A 21,945-nucleotide genomic window follows, 5' to 3' on the forward strand; every position below is an offset into this window, starting at 1 on the left:
GATTGTAAGGACAGTTTTCAGCCCGGCCTTGTCGCCAAGCGACAACTTCTTATAGCGCAAACCCCGGTTTCAGCCGGGTTTACGGCAATGCGACATATAGCGTCGCAAAGGCGCAGTTTAAACTGCGGACGGGTCGAGAGGCAGGGTCGCGCCGATTTCATTTCAGCGCCCTGTCGATCCGATAACTATGTACCGCCTGCCCCGTTCCCTTCCTTGATTTGCTTGCGCACTCTCCAAACGCTCAAGGAAACGCACGATGCAGCAGGTCCAGGATCGCTCGGCCACGGTCAGCGCGGCACCCTCAGAACACCCCGACAGCCACTACCAGCACCTCGGCAACGCCCTGCCCGACTGGCTTGGCCAGGTCTCGCCCGCTCAGCGCCAGGCACTCAAGGCCACGCCACCGCGGCTCGCCGAGGCATTGCAGGCGGCGTCGCCCGAACAGCACCAGACCCTCCAGACCCTGACTGCCGCGCACTGGAGCGCACAAAGCGCGGTCGACAAACGCCTGGAACACCTGCAGGACGCCAGCGCCTTCGCCGAACCCTTGCTCAGGGCCGCGCTGAACAACCAGTTCGGCCTGGACCTGGACGTGAGAAACACCTGGTTGCGCCTGTACGTGCCGGTCAGCGTGCCCGGGTTTGCGCTGAAAACCGGCGCCCGCGCCTGGACCGTTTCCTTGCTGGACGCGGCCCTGCATAACTTCGACGCGCAGGAGAGCGAGGCCGATGCCTACGAAAGGCACTCGACCTACATCAGTGCACCGACCGGTCCATTCGACACCCTGCCCCAGATCAAGCAGGTGATGAGCATTCCGGCGTTCATCCGCCTATGCAGAACCCTCGACATCGGTGCGCAATATCAGGCCAGCCTGAAGGAGAGCCTGGGGTTGGACGAGCCGGTAAGCGCCGCCGTCATGCGCCTGAAAATCGACGCCAGCGAGCAAGCCGCCCTGAGGGCGGCCCTGCAGTGGGCACGGATGCACGGTGACCTCGACGAGCAACATCTGCGCTTGATCGGCGGCCTGCTCGACGGGTTGCAAGGCATGCGCATCAATGGCCAGGCGCTGCGCTGCCACGACCTGACGATGATGTCGGCGAGCCTGACCGGCATCCTGCTGTTTGCCCCGGACCTGGAACGGTCGCGGCAAGCAGTGCCAGTGGTCGCCTACGTGCCGGGCGACCCCGAGCACCCGGTCAAGCAGTACGCCTCCAGCGCCGAGATGGCCGCCGAGTTGACCCACCAGTTGCGCTCGCCGCAGTACCAGCAGTTCTTCAGCCGCTTCGTGGCGCACGATAAACGCGGCGTGTTTTTTGCCACGCTGAACGCGCGTCTGAGCACAGTCACATGGCACGAGCCGGTGGCCGGCAGCGCTTTGCCATCCTGGCGGCCAAGCCCCGTGGAAAAACCGGACCTGCAATTCGCCGCCACACTGATTGACGGCGACCTGTGGCGACACCTGTATCAGGGCAAACTGAACAAGATCCTCAATGACGCCCGCACCCTCGCTGTTTCCACCGCCTCCGCCGATCGCCAGGCACGTTGGGCGCGGTGGGATTCCTTCGTCGAAGTTGCCTCCGAGATTCTGCAGACAGCCGCCCTGATCGTCGCGCCCTTCGTCCCGGGGCTGGGGGAATTGATGATGGCCTACATGGCGTATCAACTGCTCGATGAAACCTTCGAGGGGGTGATCGACTGGACGCTGGGACAAACCCGCGAAGGCTTCGAACACTTGATGGGGGCCGTGGAATCGCTGGTGCAACTGGGGGTGTTCGCAGCGGGCGCGGCGATTGGCGCGGGGGAATACCGCAAGGTGCTGCCCAAGGAGGTCGTGGCGTTCATCGACCGTTTCAAGCCGGTGACCCTGGCCAATGGAAAAACCCGTTACTGGAAACCCGACCTTACGGCCTATGAACACCCGGCGCCCGCCGCCGGGGCCGACGTCAATGCGCAGGGCCTGCGCGCCCATCAAGGCAAACAGCTGCTGCCCATCGACCAGGCCCATTACGCGGTGAGCCAAAACCCGCTCACCGGCCAATACCACATCGAACACCCGACCCGGCCGGACGCGTACCGCCCCCCACTGCACCACAACGGCGACGGCGCCTGGCACACCGAACTCGAGCAGCCGCTGGAGTGGGACACCTCCACCGCGCTACGGCGCATCGGCCATTCGGTCGAAGACTTTTCCGAGGCCCGGCGCGAACGGCTGCTCCAAGTCAGCGGCTGCTCCGAGGACGCGCTGCGCCAGATGCACGTCAATCAACAATCCTTGCCGCCCCTGCTGGCCGACAGCATCAAGCGCTTTCGCATCGATGACGACCTTGAGCGGTTGATCGGGCAGCTGGAAAGCGAATCGCCCGAGCAACACCTGCTCGCCGAGCCCTCGTTGCTGCTGCAACTGCTCAAGCAGCACCCGCGCTGGCCAGCGGACAAACCCCTGCAATTCATTGAAGCAGGCGGCTATGACCTGACGCAGGGCGACCTCCTGCAAACGCTGTTGCAGACCCTCGACGACAGCGAGATCAAAACGCTGCTGGGCGAAGGGTTTGGTGACCCGACACCGTCGCTCGACAGTCGGACCCGTGCCCTCAGGAAACAACTGGTGGACCTGGCCCGGGAACACCGCACGGCGCTGTTTGAATCACGCTACCAATCCCTTGAGCAGACCGACGACCCACGGGTTCGCCAGATCGCGCAACACGATCCACACCTGCCACTCAGCGTCGCGCGGGAGCTGGCCGACACCGCGACCACCGAAGAACTCCAGCAAATCCGCCAGGGTCAACTTCCCGCGCGGCAACAGGCGCTGATCGAGCTGGCCAACCAGGAAGTGCGCGTCACCCGTGCCTTCGAAGGGTTGGAGCTGGATTCGGTGAACAATCCCGACACCGAGACCCTGGCGCTGCACAGCCTGCAACAGTTACCCGGCTGGACCCACGAGGTGCGTATCGAGGTCCGCGACGGCAGCTATGAAGGACGCCGGCTGGACAGCGCCGGAACGGCGCAGGCCCCGCTGCAGAAAATCCTTGTGCGCCAGGCCGACGGTCGCTACCAGCCTTTCGACGATCGCGGCCAGGCGCTGCATTCGGTCACCGATTTCTATTCGAGCCTTCTGTACGCCCTGCCCGACTCGGAACGCCAGGCGCTGAACCTGCACATCGGCCAGGGGCAGCAGCTCAAAGCCGCGATACGCGAACGCCCGCTGGCACGCAGTGAACTGCGCGTGGCGATTTCCCACCCACCGGTGCAGGCGCCTGCCCTCGACACCCTGCGCCTGGTGACCGTCCAGGGTTATCGCCGCCTGCTGCGCACGGAGCCCACCTCCCAGGAACTGCCCTTCACCCTGGAACAACGCGCCCAGGCGCTGTTTCCCGGGTATTACATGGATGAAATCGACGCGCTGCTGACGCGATTGCGCAACCACCCCGACGGGGTACGGGCCGAGTTGTCGCGCCTGGGCAACGAATTCACGCGACTGGCCGATGACCTGGGACGCTGGGTCAACCAGACCCCGACCGTCGACCGCCAAGGGGGCGTGCTGACCGAGGCGCAATACCAGGACGCCCGCCAGGCACGCCGTTTGTTCAAGGACGCCCTGCTGCAATGCTGGCGCCGGGAAACCCGCAACCCTGTCGGTTACATGCTGTTCGTGCCGGGCTCGATCCCCGGCGAGCTGCCGCCCCTGAGCGCCGACTTCGCCCATGTCGCTTCGCTGCAGATCAACGGCAGCAGCGGCACCACCGGCCTCGATGGCTTTTTGCAGAACCTGCCCGGCCTGGTGCATCTGGACATGGTCAACTTCGAGCTGCCAGGCCTGCCCCAGGCCATCACCGCCATGCCGGAGCTGCGCCAACTGGTGGCGCGCAACTGCGCCCTCTCGCTGTCGCCGTCCGACCAGCGGATCCTCGCCTCCTCACCGCTGCTGTCACTGCTGGATCTGCAAAACAATCCACTGGCGCACGCACCTGACCTGCACGCCATACCGACGTTGCGCGAAGTCAACCTGGCCGCCACCGGCATCCGCACGGCGCCCGCCGACTTGCTCGATCATCCGCAACTGATCATTGGCAACTTCTCCAACAACGCCATCACCGAATTGCCCGAGCCGCTCTACACACTGGGCGCCGAACTGAGCAACGGCTACTGTTTTGCCGACAACCCGCTGTCCACTGCCACCCGCGAACGGATCAGACGTCATTACCTGCGCACCGGCACGCACTTCACCGTGTTGCCCGAACACGTGGATATCGCTCGGGTGAGCAACCTGTTTCCGCAAATGAACATCGGGCAGGTCACCGACCTGCTCTATCGCCTGCCCGGAACGCTGGCCGAAGGCCGAGAACAACTGACCCGCTGGGAAGCCGAACTCACCGTCCTGGTCGGCGACCTGTCGCGCTGGGAAAACGACACCCCGGAGCGCGATCCCGCGACACATCGGCCGCTTAACATCAACGAGAGGTTTACCGAACAGGTGGCCAGGGAAGTCTTCGCCCGATCACTGGAGTCGTTCTGGCGCAATCGATTCAGCGACCATCCCGAGCGGTTCCGGCTGGAATTGAAGTTCATCGGCGATCTACCCGCACTCGGCGCCGATTTCAGTCATGTGCCGCTGCTGACCTTCGTCGGCAATCCCCACATCAGTGCCATCGACCCGTTCCTGCAACGCTTCCCCGGCCTGCGGGGCCTGCACCTCAAGGACTTCACGCTCAACCACCTGCCCCCGGCGCTGGCGAGAATGCCGAAGCTGCGCACCCTGAGCCTCGACCATTGCCACCTGACGCTACCGGCCGATGGCCAACTGGCGCTGGCCGCACCGCACATGCTCGGTACCCTGGAACTGGCCAACAACCCACTGGGCAGCCCGCCCGACCTGACACGGCTGCCCGCGCTCACCTACCTGGACCTGAGCCAGTGCGAATTGTCGACGATCCCGGTCGGTCTTGCCGGGCACACCGAACTCATGACCGCCGTGCTCAGTGGCAACCGCATTACCGCCCTGCCCGATGAGTTCTTCACGTTGTCTGCGGCACAAGTCGATGGCCTGGATTTCGCGCATAACCCGTTGTCGCTCGCCACCCGTGAACGGATCAAAAGCTACTTTCAGGACCAGCGAGAAGACCTGGGCGTGCGCGCTGACGAGGCCGACATCAGGCAGGTGCAACAATTGTTCCCCACCTTGGACGAGGAGGACGCCAGCGATGTGATCTACGACCTGCCCGGCACCTTGCAAGAGGGCCGCGAGCACCTGCAGCGCTGGGCGTCGGAACTCACGCAACTGATCGACACCTTCGCGGCGTGGGTGAAAAACGTGCCGGAGCATCATCCGGTCAGCGGTGAACCGCTCAATGCCGATCAGCGATTCACCGAGCAACGGGCCAGGATGCAGTTTTCCCAGGACCTGGAGCGATACTGGCGCAGTCGCCCCGACCCTGAGCAGAAGCGCGCCGACACCTTCGTCCTGAACCTGAACTTCTGCGGCGACCTGCCGCCGATCACGGCGGATTTCGGCCATGTGACCAGCCTGAGCCTCGCCGGCAACCCGGGCGTTCTCGGCAGCGAGCGGTTCCTCGAACGGTTCCCCAATCTTCACACCCTCGACCTGCATGACTTCGCCCTGGATCGAGTCCCCCCGGGGCTGACGCAGATGTCAGCGCTTCGGGAACTGACCCTGACGCGCTGCCAGATGACCCTGACCCCAGAGGGCCAGGCCGTCCTTTCGTCACTCGATGGCCTCGAAGCGCTAAACCTGAGCGACAACCCGCTGACGGTCGCTCCGGATATCACGGCCATGCCGTTACTCAATGAACTGCGTTTGGCCGACACCGGGATCACCCAATTGCCAAAGGGCTTCACCCACCTGGAGAACCTGAGGATTGCAACGCTTTACAACAACCGGATCGCCGAGCTGCCCGACGAGTTGTTCTCGGTCAACGAGCGTTTCGCCGACGGCATCAACCTGAGCCACAACCCGCTGTCGGCCGACAGCCGGGAGCAGATCAAGATCCACTACGCCGCCACCGGTCGTGACTTTGCCGTGCCCGCCGGGCAGGCAGAGATCGGCCGGGTTCAGGCGTTGTTCAAGATGATGGATAAAGAGGATGCCAGCCATGTGATCTACAAGCTGCCGGGAACGCTCGAGGACGGTCGTGCGCAGTTGACCCGTTGGGAAGCCGAAATCAGCCAGTTGACCGAAGACCTCGATCACTGGACTCAGGACGTCCCCGCCCGACACCCATCACTCGGGCACACGCTGGATGTCCAGGAGATCGACGCCGAGCACATTGCACGGCAATCGTTCGCGCAGCAGCTGGAGCAATTCTGGCGCCAGCGGGTGCCCAACACGCCGGAGCTGCGGGACAACACCTTCATCGCCGAGCCGTCGTTCATCGGTGAGATGCCGGCGCTGACCGCCGACTTCAGCCATGTCTCGCTGCTGTCCCTCAAAGGTCATGATGCCCTGCGCATGCAGGCGCGTTTCCTCGACTGCTTCAGCGGCCTGCAACACCTGGAACTGCGTCATTTCGACCTGGGCCGGATTCCCTCCGAGATTGCCCGCATACCCACCCTGGAGTTTCTGGTCCTGGGCCGTTGCGGCGTGGTCTTCGATGACGAAGGGCAAGCCGTGCTCGGCGCGTTGCCACGCTTGAAAATGCTCGACCTGTTCGATAACCCGCTGGGCCGCGCACCGGACCTCACACCCCTGAAAACCCTGACGTTCATCGACTTTTCCGGCACCGGCATCGAGCGCATGCCTCCCGGCGTGGCGAGCCTTCCCGAGTTGAACACCGCCCTGTTGCGCGACAACCTGATCACTGAATTGCCGCCAGCGCTCTATCAATTGCCGGGGGCCAACGGCGACGGTTTCGACCTGACCAACAACCCGCTGTCCGAGGCGACGCTTGAACGCTTGAAAGCCTACTGGCAGCGAACCGGCAGCGACCTCGGCGCCTCGGCCGCCCCGGCAGACATCGAGCACGCCCTGGCGCTGTACCCAGGCCTGGACAGCATCGAAGCCAGCCACCTGATCTTTGCCCTGCCCGGCACCCTGGCGGAGGGTCGCGTTGAACTGGCTCGCCGGCAAACCGAGCTGGCCACGCTGATCGACGACCTCGACGCCTGGGTCGCAGATACCGCCCACCACCCGACCACCGGCGAACCGCTCGACGCCTCCGCACGGGCACAGGAGCAAGAGCGGCGGCGGGCGTTCAAGGACAGCCTGGAACAATGCTGGCGAACCATCCCGGTGGAAAACCGCTTCGCCGATGAACTCAGCTTCAAGTTCAACGCGTCGTTCTTCGGCGACTTGCCGGTGCTGACGGCTGACTTCGGCAATGTCCTGGAACTCTACCTGGCCCACAGCGGCCCCCACGCTCCGCGGATCGGCCGCTTTCTCGAGCACTTCCCCAACCTGACCCGTCTGGCGATCCGCGGTTATCGACTGGAGAGGATTCCCGACGCCATCTTCAACATGCGCCAGTTGACCGCGTTGAGCCTGCCGGAATGCCACATCACCCTGGACAGGGTATCGGTGGACAAACTGGCCGGCCTGCACGACCTCGACAGCCTGAACCTGCGCGGCAATCCGCTGGGCCTGGAGCCCGACCTGAGCCACATGCAGGACCTGACCTCGCTGGATCTGAGCCACACCGGATTGACCGTCATGCCCAAAGGGCTGCTCGCCAACCACGGTTTGCTCAGTGCCGAGCTGAGCTACAACGCCATCACCCAGGTACCGATCGAACTGACGCAAGCCGCTGCCCACTTCACCCAGGGCTTTGACTTGCGCGGCAACCCACTGTCAGCGCAAAGCCTGGAGCGCATCGCCGCGCACTTTCGTGAAACAGGCAACAGCCTGGGCATCGACGGCTTGACGCAACGGCCACGCGCCGATGACCCGGCGAATGGCATCGATATGGAGCACTGAGTCCGCCCTGGCCTTGTGCGTTAACTATGTACCGCACAGGGCCAGGCGCCCTTTGTTTTGCTGGAAACCCAATCAACCGCTAAGGACTGCGCAATGAATCACCCGGAACCTCCATGGACGGCCTTGCCCGACGTGCACTTTCATCCTGCATTCAACAACCTGCCGCCGTGGCTGCTCAAGGCATCGCCGGCCACCCGCGACAGGTTGGCCGACGCGGACCTGCAACGTCCCTCATGGCACGCGCTCGCGACCCGCGAGCAATGGCAGGCGCTGAAAAACGCCAGCGACCAGCACATGATCGAGCGCACGCGCCTGGAGTCACGGCTGGCCAGGCTGCAAAACGCCCGGGACTTCGCCGAGCCGCTGCTGACGGCGGCGTTGAGCAGCCGCTTCGGCCTCGAACTGGACGTCAAGACCACCTTCCTGCGCCTGTACATCCCGCAGCACATTCCCTGGTTGCCGATTACGTCCGGTGCCGCGCGCACCTGGACGGTGTCACTGCTGGACGCGGCACTGCACAACTTCCAGGCCTCGGAAACACGCGACGAAGCCTACGAGCCAGACTCGACCTACATCACCGAGCCCTCGGCCGGCGGGCAGTTCGACACCTTGCCAGCGATCAAACGGCAACTGCCGATTCAGCGTTTTACCCAGTTGTGCCGCGAGCTGGACATCGGCGCCCGCTACCAGGCCTACCTCAAGGAATCCCTGGGGCTGAACAACCGGGTGGCCGGCGAGGTGATCAAAACCTATGTCATCCAGTCGCACAAAACCGCGCTGCGGGCCGCCCTGGAAATGGCGCACCTGCGCAAGGACCTGCCAGAAGATGTTTATCGAGCGATCCACGAGCAGGTTCTCCAGGCCCCGCGCGCGGACAACCGCACGTTGCGCGGCCACAGCCTGAGCATGATGGCCTCGACCTTGACCGGAATCCTGGTGTTCGCCGCCGAACTGCAAGGCGCTCGGCGAGCCCTGCCGGTAGTGGCGTACATTCCCGACGACCCCGAGGCGCCGCTCAAACACTACGAGAACGCCCAGGCGTTCATCGGCGACCTGACCCGCAAACTGCGCTCTCCCGCCTACCAGGCGTTTTTCAGCCGCTTCGTCGATCATGGCGAACGCGGGCATTTCTTTGCCAACCTCGCCCAGCGCCTGGGCCGCGTCACCTGGCATCAACGCCAGCCCGGCGACTCGCAGCCGAGTTGGCGCAACACGCCCATCGACACCCCCAACCTGCAGTTCTCGGTCAACCCGATCAACGCTGAACTGTGGCCCCACCTCTACCAGCAACACCTGAACAAAATCCTCAACGACGCGCGCACCCTGGCGGTCTCCACCGCCAGCGCCGACCGCGCCGCGCGCTGGGCGCTGTGGGACGCCCTGGGGAAAATCGCCAGCACGATTGTCGAAGTGGTGTCGTTCGTGGCCCTGCCGTTCGTGCCGTTTCTCGGCGAGTTGATGCTGGCCTACCTGGCTTATCAGGTCCTCGACGAATCCTTCGAAGGCATCGTCGACTGGGCCGAAGGTTTGAAAACCCAGGCGCTGGGCCAGTTGCTCAACATCGCGCAAACGGCGGTGCAACTCGGGGTCTTCGCCGTGGGCGGCGCCATGGCGGCCAATGCGTTCAGTCGCTTGCTGCCCGCGCAAACCGTAGCCCTGTTCTCGTCGTTCAAACCGGTGCGCAACGCTGGCAAAACCCGCTACTGGCGGCAGGACCTGACGCCCTACGAGCAGGCGCTCGAACTGCCGAAAAGCGCCAGGCCCGATGAGCTGGGCCTGTATCGACACCAGGGCAAGACCCTGTTGCGCCTGGAGGACAAGCTTTACGCCGTGAAACCGGACAGCCACGGCGAATTCCAGATCGAGCATCCGACCCGCGCCGAGGCCTATCAGCCGACGTTGCAACACAACCACCACGGCGCCTGGCAGACCGTGCTGGATGACCCGATCACCTGGGATCGAGACACCGTGATGCGCCGCCTCGGCCACAGCGTCGAGTCATTCAGCCACGCCGAACGCGAGCAGATCCTGCGCATCAGCGGCTTCCACCACAACGTCTTGCGCGAGGTCCACGTCGAGCACCAGCGCCCGCCTTCGCTGCTGACCGACACGATCAAACGCTTCAGGATCGACCGCGATATCCAGGCCCTGATCGACGACCCCGCCCGCCAGCACCCCGACCGTGAGCAAGCGCTGCACCAGCGCCTGTCGCTGTTCGAATCGCGCTACCGTGACAGCGAGCAAACCAGCGACCGCGACATCCAACTGCTGCAAGGCGCCGTGCGCGGGCTGCCGACCGACATCGCCGGGGAACTGGTGGCCAACGCCACCGCCAGCGAACGCCTGGACATGCACCACGGCCGCACGCCACGGCGCCTGACCGATCTGGCGTACAAGGCCCTGGAAGCGGTGCGGGTCGCCCGGGCATACGAGGGGTTCTACCTGCCCGACATGGAAACCGTGGACACCCGCCGGCTGGCCCTGCACAGCCTGGAATCCATGCCCGGCTGGCCGACCCGCCTGCGCATCGAGGTGCGCCAGTACTCGCACACCGGCGAGGTGCTGGACAGCCTCGGCGAAACCGACGCACCGGACGTCAAGACATTGGTCAACGAGCAGGACGACACCTTTCACCTGCATGAAAACCCGGATCGACACGGCACCTTCTACCAGGTGCTCCTGGGCACCCTGACCCAGGCCGAGCGCGACACGCTGGGGCTTGTCGGCGAAGACAGCCGGGCGCTGAAAAAACGCATCGTCGACGTCGCGACGAACCAGCCGCGACTGCGCACGCTGTTCGCCAAACACCCGCTGCGAAAACCCGTTTACGACCCGTCGACCATGCGCCTGCCCGGCGGCACCCAGGGTTACCCGCGCCGCCATGGCAGCGCAATCCCCACGCTGGAGAACCGGGTGCTCGAACTCTATCGCGGGCTGGACGAAGAGGAATTGAGCGCGGTGATTGCCAGCCTGCGCAGCCATCCCGATGGCGCCCGCATGGAACTCACGCGGCGGGCCAGTGAACTGCATCAATTGCATCGCGATCTGAGCCGCTGGATCAACGACACCCCGGTCCTCGACCCGGAAACCGGGTTGGCGCTGAGTGACAGCGAACAGCAGGGGACGCGCAACAATCGCCGTTTGCTGGCGCAGGAAATCCGCCGCAGTTGGCGACGCCAGTCCGAGCGTGACGTCGAAGCAGGCGATGGTGACTTTCGCTACACGCTGCGGTTCAGCGAGCCGATTCCGGGCGACCTGCCCCTCCTCACGGCCAATTTTCCCGACGTTTCGGTACTGACCCTCGAGGGCCACCGCGCCGCGCACGGCATCCCGGCCTTTCTGCAGCGGTTCAGCGGGTTGCGCCGACTGGAGCTGCGCCGTTTCACCCTCGACCGGCTGCCCGACGCGATCGCGAACATGCCGCACCTCGAAACCTTGATCCTCAGCGATTGCGGAATTCAGTTCGACGGCATCGCCTGGAAAAAACTGGCGTCGATGAACAAACTCAAGGTCCTCGATCTCAACCGCAATGCGTTTGACGCCGTGCCGGGGATCGAATCGATGCCGGGGCTGGTCCACCTCGACTTGAGCGACACCGGCTTGACCGCCCTGCCCCGTGGCGCCACGCAACACACCGGGCTCAACACCCTGATGTTGATGAACAACGCCATCGACCAGTTGCCGGCCGGTCTGTTCGACAGCCCGGTGCATGAAAAGCGTGGGGTGTTCCTGTCCAATAACCCGCTCACCGAGGCGTCGCGGGAACAGATCAAGCTGCATTACTTCCAGACCGCCTACGATCTCGGGGTGTCGGCACCGGCGGCGGATATTCAGCGGGTCATGGCGCTGTACCCGAACCTGGAATCGGCACAGGCCAGCGACTTCCTCTACGAACTGCCCGGCACCTGGGCCGACAGCCTGAGCGAGCTGACCCGGCTGGAGGCCGAGCTGGCGCAACTGGGTCACGACCTGTCCGCCTGGACCGCTGACCTGCCAGCGCTGCACCCGGTGTCCGGCGAACCCTTCACCGCCGATCAGGTGCTGACCGAGCACCTCAACCGCGATGCCTTCATGCAGGCGCTGCAACGCTGCTGGCGTCAGGACATGGAGCTGGACGAATTCAATGAGCTGCTCGAACCCACCTATGAGCTGGTGGTCGATTCGGTGATTCACGGTGAGCTGCCGACCCTGCGCGCCGACTTCAGCCATGTCTCGGCGCTGGAGTTGCGCAGCGACCATGGCGCGACACGCATCGGGCGTTTCCTCGAGGCGTTCCCCAAACTGAAACGCCTGAAGCTGCGCGACTTTGACCTGGGCAATCTGCCTGAGGCGGTGTTCAAGATGGGCCCGTTGAACTCACTGTCGCTGCCCAACTGCCGGATCACCCTGTCAGCGCAATCGGCCAGCGCGTTGGCGGGCATGGAGGGTATCGAGTACCTCGACCTGGCGCACAACCCACTGCAACTCACCCCGGACTTCAGCCAGATGCAAAGCCTCGCGACCGTGGTGATGCATGACACAGGCCTGCGGGAAATCCCCCATGGTTTGCTCGACAAAGCCGCACTGGACTGGGTAGACCTGAGCAACAACGCCATCACCGATGTCCCCAGCGACATCCTGGAAATGACGACGGACCAGGCGGATGTCCTGCACCTGTCCAACAACCCGTTCAGCGAAGCCACGCTGCTGCGCCTTATCGCCCACTACGAAAAGACCGGCATCGATTTCGGCATCGAAGCCGTGATCCAGCGCGGCGAAGTGCAGATGAGCACGTCCCAGGAATCGGGCGCGGATGAGTAGGGAGTGACGCTCCCACAGGTTTTGGAGGCGTTCTCAATAGCCTGGAACCACTCAATACATTGTGGGAGCGGGCTTGCTCGCGAAAGCGGTGGGTCAGTCGCCGGTGATGTTGGCTGTGCCGGCTCATCGTCGGAACGCCGCCCGGAGCAAGCCCGCTCCTACATTGGAGGGAGCCGTCAGCCGCGCTCTGAGGGGACCGATGACAGCTCGAATGGGCTGCTGCTGCGTCGCTGGTTGCGGTCTTCGCGCGGGGTGGCGCCGAAGAAGTTGCGGTAGGCGCTGGAGAAGTGCGGCCCCGAAGAGAAGCCGCAGGACAGGCCGATCTGGATGATCGACTTGCTGGTTTGCATCAACATCTGCCTGGCCTTGTTCAGACGCAGTTCCAGGTAATACTGGCTCGGCACGCGGTTGAGGTATTGCTTGAAGATCCGCTCCAGCTGCCGACGGGACACGCACACGTGCTGGGCGATTTCGTCGGTGGTCAGCGGCTCTTCGATGTTGGCTTCCATCAGCAGCACCGCCTGGGTGAGCTTCGGATGGCTGGAGCCCAAGCGGTTCTGCAATGGAATGCGCTGACGCTCGCCGCCTTCGCGGATGCGCTCCACCACCAGCTCTTCCGACACGGCACCGGCCAGTTCCGCACCGTGATCCCGGGCCAACACCGCCAGCAGCAAGTCGAGCACCGACATGCCGCCGCACGCGGTCAGGCGATCGCGATCCCAGTCGAACAGGTGGCTGGTGGCGATGACTTTGGGGAAGCGTTCGGCGAAGTCGTCCTGCCAGCGCCAGTGCACGGCGGCGCGATAACCGTCGAGCAGACCGAGCTGCGCCAGCGGGTAGACCCCGGCCGACAAGCCGCCGATCACACAACCGGCGCGCACCAGTTGCTTGAGCGCGCTGCTCAGTGCCGGTGTCATCGCGGTCGGTGGCTCGTCGGCGAGCAGGAACAGTTTCTGGAAATTCTCGAGCTTGCCGGTCCAGGCCTCGCCCGGCAATTGCCAGGCGCCTTCGCCCGGCGCTTCGGCCTGCAGGAACGACAGTTCGTAGACCACCTCCGGATGCACACGCTGGGCCACACGCAAGGCCTCCTCAGCCAGCGCAAGCGTCAGGGCTTTAGTGCTGGGCCAAATCAGGAAACCAATTCGATGGGCAGTCATGGCGGGCAATCCGAAGCAAAAACAGTGATGAAGGCATGGGCCACTATGCTAGCCCGTAAACGCAAACAAATCTCGGAACTGGTGGTGATCCCAGTGGGAGCTGGCTTGCCAGCTCCCACTGGGAATAGTGCAAGTCGCCCGGATTACTTCAGGCTACCCGACAGGAATTGCTGCAAACGCTCCGATTGCGGGTTCACCAGCACTTCACGCGGGTTGCCGCTTTCTTCGACGACGCCTTTGTGCAGGAACACCAACTGGTTCGACACTTCACGGGCGAAGCCCATTTCGTGGGTCACCACCACCATGGTGCGGCCTTCCTGGGCCAGGGCCTGCATCACCTTGAGCACGTCACCGACCAGCTCCGGGTCGAGCGCCGAGGTCGGTTCGTCGAACAGCATCACCTCCGGTTCCATCGCCAGCGCCCGGGCGATCGCCACGCGCTGCTGCTCGCCGCCGGACATGTGCCCCGGGTAGGCGTCCTTGCGATGGGCCACGCCGACCTTGTTCAGGTAGTGCTCGGCTTTCTCGCGGGCTTCGGCCTTGGGCACGCCCAGTACGTGGACCGGCGCTTCCATGATGTTTTCCAGCGCGGTCATGTGCGACCACAGGTTGAAATGCTGGAACACCATCGACAGGCGCGAGCGCATGCGCTGCAGCTGCTTCGGATCGGCGGCCTTCATCGCACCGTCCTTGTTCGCCACCAGCTTCAACTCTTCGTTGTTGAGCAGGATACGGCCCGCGTGCGGCTGCTCCAGCAGGTTGATGCAGCGCAGGAAGGTACTTTTGCCGGAGCCACTGGAGCCGATGATGCTGATCACATCGCCGGCGGCCGCTTTCAGGGACACGCCCTTGAGCACTTCGTGACTGCCATAGCGTTTATGCAGGTCTTGGACTTCAAGTTTGTACATGCTGTCGGTTCTCACAAAAACAGTCAGTCAGTCGTTGAGCAAGCGCCCGTGACGCAGCGCTTCGCGCCCCGCCACCTTGGCCAGCCAGAAACCGGGTTGGGCATAACGCAGCCGTTCAATGGCAAACAGCACCCCGGACGTACCCGCACACACGGTGCTCACCCGATCCGATAACGGATCGATCACTTCGAAAATCTCGTCGCCGGCTTCGATCCACTCGCCGGGCCTGCGCAGGAAACTGACCACGCCCGGGTGCGGCGCGAACAGCAACTCGGTACCTTCGAACGGCATGCCTTCACAAGGCTCCTGCGCCGGTCTTGGCCATTCGCCGCCGATCAGCCCCTGTTCGGCGAGGAACGCCAGGATGCCTTCGGCATAGGCCTCGGCATCGTCGCGAGCGGTGTCGGCCTGGCCACCCAGCTCGACGGTCGTCGCCAGGCACGCCAGGGGAATCTGCGCGTCGGGGAACAGCCGCGACAGGCGCAGCCATGGCAGCGAACAGGCTTCATCGAACGAGCTGCCACCGGAATCCTCGGCCAGCAGGCCGACCTTGACGTTCAGGTGCGCGGCCAGCGAACGCCACTGCGGCCAGTGTTGCGGCAAGGCGTACATGTGCAGCGCCGCTTCGGCATCGCAATGCAGGTCCAGCACCACGTCCGCCGTGCAGGCATGGCTGAGCAGGATGCGCTGCATGCCTTGCAGCTGGCTCGCAGCGGCAGGCAACGCCGCCAGGTGATCGCTCATGGCCTGGCGGATCAGGCGGATGTTGGCGTGCGGGTCGTCGCCCAGGTGCCCGGCGAGTTGTGCGGCGACGGGCGCGCTGAGTTCGACGAAATCACGGTTGAAGTTCTTGCCGCTGCCCGCCTCGAAACGCCCTTGATGATTGCCCTGCAACAGTTGACCGAGGCCCAGCGGGTTGGCCACCGGCACCAGTTCGATCACACCGTTGAGCAGGCCCTGGGCTTCGAGTTCGCCCAGGCGCTTTTTCAGCTCCCAGGCGGTGCGCATGCCCGGCAGTTCATCGGCGTGCAGGCTGGCCTGGATGTAGGCCTTGCGCTCACCACTGCACTCTCTATTCCCAAAGCTGAACACCGAGATTTGCCGCTCGCTGCCCAGGTGGCTCCAGGGCAATACATGGTCGATACGTTCCATATCAGTGCTTCCGCGGGGCCAGGTAGCCCAGCCAGCGGCGCTCGGCCAGTTTGAACAGCTTCACCAGGATGAAGGTCAGGCACAGGTAGAACACACCCGCCGTGATGTACGCCTCGAACGGCAGGTAATACTGGGCGTTGACCGTGCGCGCGGCACCGGTGATGTCGATCAGGGTCACGATGGAGGCCAGGCTGGTGGTCTGCAACATCATGATCACTTCGTTGCTGTACTGCGGCAGCGCCCGGCGCAGGGCCGATGGCAACAGGATGCGCTTGTACATCTTGAAGCGCGACATGCCCATGGCCTTGGCCGCCTCGATCTCGCCGTTCGGCGTGGCGCGCAGGCTGCCGGCGATGATTTCCGCGGTGTAGGCGCTGGTGTTGATGGCAAACGCCAGGCAGGCACAGAACGTGGCGCTGGACAGCCACGGCCAGAGGAAGCTTTCGCGCACCGCTTCGAACTGGGCCAGGCCGTAGTAGATCAGGAACAGCTGCACCAGCATCGGCGTGCCGCGGATCACGTAGGTGTAGAGCCAGGCGGCGCCGTTGACCACCGCGTTCTTCGAGACGCGCATCAGGCCCAGGGGCAACGCGCACAGCAGGCCGAAGAACAGCGACAGCGCGAGCAGTTTGAGGGTGGTCAGCAAACCGCTGAAGTACAGCGGCAAGGCCTCCCAGATGACGTTGTAGTCGAAGATCATAGCTCAGCCGCCCTTACGCCTACCGAGTAGCGCTTCTCGAGGTGACGCAATGCCAGCAACGAGACGCTGGTGATCACCAGGTACATCGCCGCCACTGCGAGGAAGAAGGTGAAAGGCTCGCGGGTGGCATCCGCCGCCTGCTTGGCCTTGAACATCATGTCTTGCAGGCCCACCACCGAAATCAGTGCGGTGGCCTTGGTCAATACCAGCCAGTTGTTGGTGAAGCCCGGAATCGCCAGGCGAATCATCTGCGGCACCATCACCCGGAAGAACACCTGGAAACTGCTCATGCCGTAGGCCATGCCGGCTTCGGCCTGCCCCTTGGGGATCGCCATGAAGGCGCCACGGAAGGTTTCCGACAGGTACGCACCGAAGATGAAGCCCAGGGTGCCGATACCGGCGGCCAGTGGGTTGAGGTCGATGTAGTCGTCGTAGCCGAGCATCGGTGCCACGCGGTTGAGCAGGTCCTGGCCGCCGTAGAAAATCAGCAGGATCAGCACCAGGTCGGGGATCCCGCGAATCACCGTGGAATACAGGTCACCCAGCCACGCCAGCCAGCGCACCGGCGACAGACGCAGCGCCACGCCGATCAGCCCCAGGACAATGGCCAGCGCCATGGACGACAAGGCGAGCTGAAGCGTCAGCCATGCGCCATCGAGGATGACAGCCCCGTAGCCTTTCAACATGATTCAGGTCCTCGAATGTTGGGATGAAAAAATGGCGCAAACCGCAGAGATCCTGTTGCTTGCGCCATTTCGGACTTGTCGCCGGGACGTGTTACTTGCCGTAGATATCGAAGGCGAAGTACTTGTCCTGGATTTGCTTGTATTTGCCGTTTTCACGGATGGCCACGATGGCGCTGTTGATCTTGTCCTTGAGCGCATCACCCTTGCGCACTGCGATACCCACGCCGTCGCCGAAGTACTTGACGTCGGTGAAGGCCGGGCCAACGAACGCGAAGCCCTTGCCAGCGTCGGTTTTCAGGAAACCGTCATCAAGCAGCGTAGCGTCTGCCACGGTGCCGTCGAGGCGACCGGCCGTCACGTCCAGGTAGATTTCGTTCTGCGAGCCGTAAGGCTTGATCTCGGCACCCAGCGGGGCCAGGACTTCGCGGGCGAAACGCTCGTGGATCGAACCACGCTGCACGCCGATGTTCTTGCCCTTGAGCTCGGTCAGGCCGTCGCTGACCTGGGTGCCTTCCTTCATGACCAGGCGAGCCGGGGTGTTGTAGTACTTGTTGGTGAAGTCCACGGACTTCTTGCGATCTTCGGTGATCGACATCGACGACAGGATCGCGTCGATCTTGCGCACTTTAAGCGCCGGGATCAGGCCGTCGAACTCTTGCTCGACCCACACGCACTTGACCTTCATCTCTTCGCACAGGGCGTTGCCGATGTCGTAGTCGAAACCGACGATGCTGCCGTCCGGCGCTTTCGAGGCGAACGGAGGGTAGGCCGCTTCGATACCGATTTTCACAGGCTTGTCATCGGCGAAGGTGGGCAGGGACAGCACGGACAGTGCCAGGGCGCCAAGCAGCACGAGTTTCTTCATCTTGGGACTCCATCGGTAAAGGGCTAAAACGGCAGAGTGAGCGACAGCCCAATATGCGAATGAGTGGGACCGGAAATGTATTGCTACGTCCTAGGAAGCCCGCGGGATTTTCAACACGGGCAACGACGAGCGAGTGATCGGCATTCTAACGACAGGCCCGAGGTCGATATTTCTTCAATGCGACAACTAGTTACAGATGCCACGAGAAAGCCGCCCGGACACGTTGACAGCCCTGCAAATTCATGCAAGAGCAAAAGACAGTGAACCGATCTATGCTGCAAATTGCGGGCCTATTATTGGCAAAGCCTTCTAATCCGGCAAGCGCAGCGTGGGGTGTTATTTTTTTCAGCGGATTTTGTGGCCCTGATTGGGGCAGGGGCGTTTCTGGATGCCCCGGGTCGGTGCGGCTGGTTACACATTCAGTTACTTGAAGAGTGACGGGTAACAGTGGGAATTGGATGACAGGAGATGTCGATAATTATTGGCCGGGGAGTTATCCGGTGTTTGGGCGGGCGTCATCGCGAGCATGCTCGCTCCTACAGGGATCTCCAGTGGACGCATTATGCGTGCCCCCCCAAAACACTGTGGGAGCGGGCTTGCCCGCGAAGAGGCCCGCCTGAACACCACAGAATCCCCAGACAAAAAAAGCCCCGCCAGCTCAACACCGACGGGGCTTCTCAGTCACTCAGAACCGGCGCTTAAGCCACATTCATCGTCTTGTGCGTATCAATCAGATGCGCCACTACGCTCGGATCGGCCAGGGTCGAGATATCGCCCAAGCCATCGTACTCGGCCGTGGCAATCTTGCGCAGAATCCGGCGCATGATCTTGCCCGAACGGGTCTTCGGCAGCCCCGGCGCCCACTGGATCACGTCCGGTGAAGCAATCGGCCCGATCTCCTTGCGCACCCAGTTCTTCAGCTCGACGCGCAGTTGCTCGCTCGGCTCTTCGCCGCCATTGAGGGTGACGTAGACATAGATGCCTTGGCCCTTGATGTCGTGCGGCACACCGACCACGGCGGCCTCGGCGACTTTCGGGTGCGCCACCATCGCGCTCTCGATCTCGGCGGTGCCCATGCGGTGGCCGGACACGTTGAGCACGTCGTCCACACGCCCGGTGATCCAGTAGTAACCGTCGGCATCGCGACGCGCACCGTCACCGGTGAAGTACATGCCACGGAAGGTCTTGAAGTAGGTGTCGACGAAGCGGTCATGGTCACCGTACAGCGTACGCGCCTGGCCTGGCCACGAATCGAGAATCACCAGGTTGCCCTCGGCCTCGCCCTCGATGATGTTGCCCAGGTTGTCGACCAGCGCCGGCACCACACCGAAGAACGGACGCGCCGCCGAACCCGGCTTGAGGGCGTGGGCGCCTGGCAGCGGGCTCATCATGTTGCCGCCGGTTTCGGTCTGCCACCAGGTGTCGACGATCGGGCAACGGGATTTGCCGACATTCTTGTAGTACCAGTCCCAGGCTTCCGGGTTGATCGGCTCGCCGACCGAACCCAACAGGCGCAGGCTGCTGCCGTCCGCCCCTTCGACCGCTGCGGTGCCGGACGCCATCATGGCGCGGATCGCGGTCGGTGCGGTGTAGAGGATGTTGACCTTGTGCTTGTCGACGATCTTCGCCACCCGGGTGATGTCCGGGTAGTTCGGCACGCCTTCGAACAGCAGCGTGGTCGCGCCGTTGGCCAGCGGCCCGTAGACAATGTAGGAGTGACCGGTGACCCAGCCGACGTCGGCGGTGCACCAGTAGATTTCGCCCGGGCGGTAGTCGAACACGCGCTCATGGGTCATGGCCGCGTACAGCAGGTAACCGGCGGTGGTGTGCTGCACGCCCTTGGGCTTGCCGGTGGAACCGGAGGTGTAAAGGATGAACAGCGCTTCTTCAGCGCCCATCTCTTTTGGCGCACACACGGTGCCCGCCACTTTCATCAGGTCTTCGTACCAGATGTCGCGGTGCTGGTTCCACTTGATGTCGCCACCGGTGCGCTTGCACACGATGACCTTCTGGATGCTGCTGGTTTCCGGGTTGGTCAGGGCGTCGTCGACGTTGGCCTTGAGCGATACCTTCTTGCCGGCGCGGATGCCTTCGTCGGCGGTGATCACCACTTTCGACTTGCAGTCGATGATGCGGCCGGCCAGGGCTTCCGGCGAGAAACCACCGAAGACTACCGAGTGGATCGCACCGATGCGGGCGCAGGCCAGCATGGCGACCACGGCCTCGGGGATCATCGGCATGTAGATAGTCACCACATCGCCGCGGTGCACGTCCTGGCCACGCAGGGCGTTGGCGAGCTTGCAGACCTGCTCGTGCAGTTCGCGGTAGGTGATGTTGCGGCTTTCGGAAGGATCGTCGCCTTCCCAGATGATCGCGACTTGGTCGCCGCGCTCGGCCAGATGGCGGTCGAGGCAGTTGTAGGAAACGTTCAGGGTGCCGTCGGCGAACCACTTGATGTCGACATGGTGATCGTCGAACGACGTCTGTTTCACCGTGGTGAAAGGCTTGATCCAGTCGAGGCGCTTGGCTTGTTCGCGCCAGAAACCGTCAGGGTTGACGACCGACTGCTGGTACATGGCTTTGTAGGTTGCCTCGTCGGTCAGCGTGTTGGCCGCTACCTCGGGACGAACGGGATACAGAGAAGCCGCACTCATCTTTCTTACCTCGGTGGAATAGTTGTTTTTGTATGGCACCAGTTTTAGCCGGGCCAGCACCATAGAACCATTCGACGATGGTAGTAACAATCCCCTACAAATTGTCGTGACAAGCTTCTGACCATCTCCGCCCTCCCCCTGTGGGAGCGAGCCTGCTCGCGATTGCGGTCTGTCAGTCACCGAAGCACTCACGGATAAACCGCTATCGCGAGCAAGCCCGCTACCACAAAAAATCAGAACACCCAAAGCACCCGGGTCAGCGATTGTTACAAAATCTGCCAAAGGTGTTTATCAAAACCCGGCCTATATGAATCCCGACCCCACGCCTAGAATTCGCTCCGCCAACAAGGCAAACCTGATTAACACAGTTGCAGCCCCCACGAAGGCCGTTAATCAAAACTCCGGTAATCAAGTTCCACACGCAACCCCAAAAAGGTTGCGTGACCCCACTCGACCTCTAAAAGGTAAAAACGAAATGAAAGCTTTATTAGTTCTGGCCCTCTCCAGCCTGTGCGCAACCGCCATGGCAGACGAGGTCCCGACTGATGTCGCACAGCAACAACCGGTTATCGAGGAATACACTTACTCCACACACTTGGACATCGCCAAAGTTGTATCGATGAGCGAAGTGCCCAATGTCTGCGAAGTGGTTCCCATGAAAATGGAATACGACGACTCCAAAGGCCAACGCCATATCCTGCGCTACAGCGTCATGGGCAACGGCTGCTCCAACGGCTGATCACCGCCCCTCTTCCTTCTAAACGGTTCGACCCATTCGCCTCGCTGTCCAGGCCGATGAAGCGCCGAACCGTATAGATCGATTTATACGATTGATTTAAGCATTTATTTGCGCTTTTTAATCAAATTGATCGGCGTAGTATGAATTCCACACCAAGACATACAACGACTGCGAACTGGAGCAACCACCATGAAAACCCAACTGATTCTCGCCCTGACCCTTTCCGTACTGGCCGCCAACACCTTCGCCGCTGACGGTTACGACCGCACGGGTTCGGCTGCCTTCTCCACCGCATCGGCCTCCTTCGCCGCCGATGGTGCTGACCACGTTGGCGCGTCCAAGCTGGCTGCCGATGGC

10 protein-coding genes are annotated in these 21,945 nt (G+C 62.9%); 3 read left to right on the forward strand and 7 right to left on the reverse strand.

Annotated features, from left to right (window positions below; genetic code table 11):
* Positions 1 to 256: 256 nt before the first annotated feature.
* The gene (locus tag QIW53_RS04670) at positions 257 to 7,927 is read left to right on the forward strand and encodes a dermonecrotic toxin domain-containing protein (RefSeq protein WP_371048507.1); all 7,671 of its coding nucleotides are present in this window, start codon (positions 257 to 259) and stop codon (positions 7,925 to 7,927) included.
* Positions 7,928 to 8,020: 93 nt separating this feature from the next.
* The gene (locus tag QIW53_RS04675) at positions 8,021 to 12,727 is read left to right on the forward strand and encodes a dermonecrotic toxin domain-containing protein (RefSeq protein WP_371048508.1); all 4,707 of its coding nucleotides are present in this window, start codon (positions 8,021 to 8,023) and stop codon (positions 12,725 to 12,727) included.
* A 176-nt stretch (positions 12,728 to 12,903) separates the two neighbouring features.
* Here QIW53_RS04675 and argR read toward each other — a convergent pair whose 3' ends face one another.
* From argR to acs, 7 genes are all read right to left on the reverse strand, one after another.
* Positions 12,904 to 13,884 (reverse strand): transcriptional regulator ArgR, encoded by a 981-nt coding sequence (argR, locus tag QIW53_RS04680; protein ID WP_192305781.1) that lies wholly within the window; start codon positions 13,882 to 13,884, stop codon positions 12,904 to 12,906.
* Between the two features lie 143 nt (positions 13,885 to 14,027).
* Positions 14,028 to 14,792 (reverse strand): ABC transporter ATP-binding protein, encoded by a 765-nt coding sequence (locus tag QIW53_RS04685; RefSeq protein ID WP_192305779.1) that lies wholly within the window; start codon positions 14,790 to 14,792, stop codon positions 14,028 to 14,030.
* Between the two features lie 27 nt (positions 14,793 to 14,819).
* Complete coding sequence (locus QIW53_RS04690; protein ID WP_371048509.1) at positions 14,820 to 15,944, reverse strand: M14 family metallopeptidase; 1,125 nt, start codon at positions 15,942 to 15,944, stop codon at positions 14,820 to 14,822.
* A 1-nt stretch (position 15,945) separates the two neighbouring features.
* Positions 15,946 to 16,644, reverse strand: a complete 699-nt coding sequence (locus tag QIW53_RS04695; protein ID WP_201193305.1) for an ABC transporter permease — start codon at positions 16,642 to 16,644, stop codon at positions 15,946 to 15,948.
* Positions 16,641 to 17,330 (reverse strand): ABC transporter permease, encoded by a 690-nt coding sequence (locus QIW53_RS04700; protein ID WP_192305773.1) that lies wholly within the window; start codon positions 17,328 to 17,330, stop codon positions 16,641 to 16,643. Before QIW53_RS04700 ends, QIW53_RS04695 begins: the two co-directional genes overlap by 4 nt.
* A 91-nt stretch (positions 17,331 to 17,421) precedes the next feature.
* Positions 17,422 to 18,195, reverse strand: coding sequence for an ABC transporter substrate-binding protein (locus tag QIW53_RS04705; protein WP_371048510.1), 774 nt, complete (start codon positions 18,193 to 18,195; stop codon positions 17,422 to 17,424).
* Between the two features lie 698 nt (positions 18,196 to 18,893).
* Positions 18,894 to 20,849: an acetate--CoA ligase gene (gene acs / locus QIW53_RS04710; RefSeq protein WP_192305769.1), complete on the reverse strand. Its 1,956-nt coding sequence runs from the start codon at positions 20,847 to 20,849 to the stop codon at positions 18,894 to 18,896.
* A gap of 475 nt (positions 20,850 to 21,324) precedes the next feature.
* Between acs and QIW53_RS04715 the strand changes: the two genes are divergently transcribed.
* Positions 21,325 to 21,588, forward strand: coding sequence for a DUF2790 domain-containing protein (locus QIW53_RS04715; RefSeq protein WP_085578243.1), 264 nt, complete (start codon positions 21,325 to 21,327; stop codon positions 21,586 to 21,588).
* The last annotated feature ends 357 nt before the right edge of the window (positions 21,589 to 21,945 follow it).

Source organism: Pseudomonas fluorescens (assembly GCF_041354075.1).
Classification (GTDB): Bacteria; Pseudomonadota; Gammaproteobacteria; order Pseudomonadales; family Pseudomonadaceae; genus Aquipseudomonas; species Aquipseudomonas fluorescens_CE.

What these genes read in the sequence shown, in the direction of transcription:
- QIW53_RS04670 (WP_371048507.1), top strand. Translation starts at nt 257, where the DNA reads ATGCAGCAGGTCCAGGATCGCTCGGCCACGGTCAGCGCGGCACCCTCA.
- QIW53_RS04675 (WP_371048508.1), top strand. Translation starts at nt 8,021, where the DNA reads ATGAATCACCCGGAACCTCCATGGACGGCCTTGCCCGACGTGCACTTT.
- argR (WP_192305781.1), bottom strand. Translation starts at nt 13,884, where the DNA reads ATGACTGCCCATCGAATTGGTTTCCTGATTTGGCCCAGCACTAAAGCC.
- QIW53_RS04685 (WP_192305779.1), bottom strand. Translation starts at nt 14,792, where the DNA reads ATGTACAAACTTGAAGTCCAAGACCTGCATAAACGCTATGGCAGTCAC.
- QIW53_RS04690 (WP_371048509.1), bottom strand. Translation starts at nt 15,944, where the DNA reads ATGGAACGTATCGACCATGTATTGCCCTGGAGCCACCTGGGCAGCGAG.
- QIW53_RS04695 (WP_201193305.1), bottom strand. Translation starts at nt 16,644, where the DNA reads ATGATCTTCGACTACAACGTCATCTGGGAGGCCTTGCCGCTGTACTTC.
- QIW53_RS04700 (WP_192305773.1), bottom strand. Translation starts at nt 17,330, where the DNA reads ATGTTGAAAGGCTACGGGGCTGTCATCCTCGATGGCGCATGGCTGACG.
- QIW53_RS04705 (WP_371048510.1), bottom strand. Translation starts at nt 18,195, where the DNA reads ATGAAGAAACTCGTGCTGCTTGGCGCCCTGGCACTGTCCGTGCTGTCC.
- acs (WP_192305769.1), bottom strand. Translation starts at nt 20,849, where the DNA reads ATGAGTGCGGCTTCTCTGTATCCCGTTCGTCCCGAGGTAGCGGCCAAC.
- QIW53_RS04715 (WP_085578243.1), top strand. Translation starts at nt 21,325, where the DNA reads ATGAAAGCTTTATTAGTTCTGGCCCTCTCCAGCCTGTGCGCAACCGCC.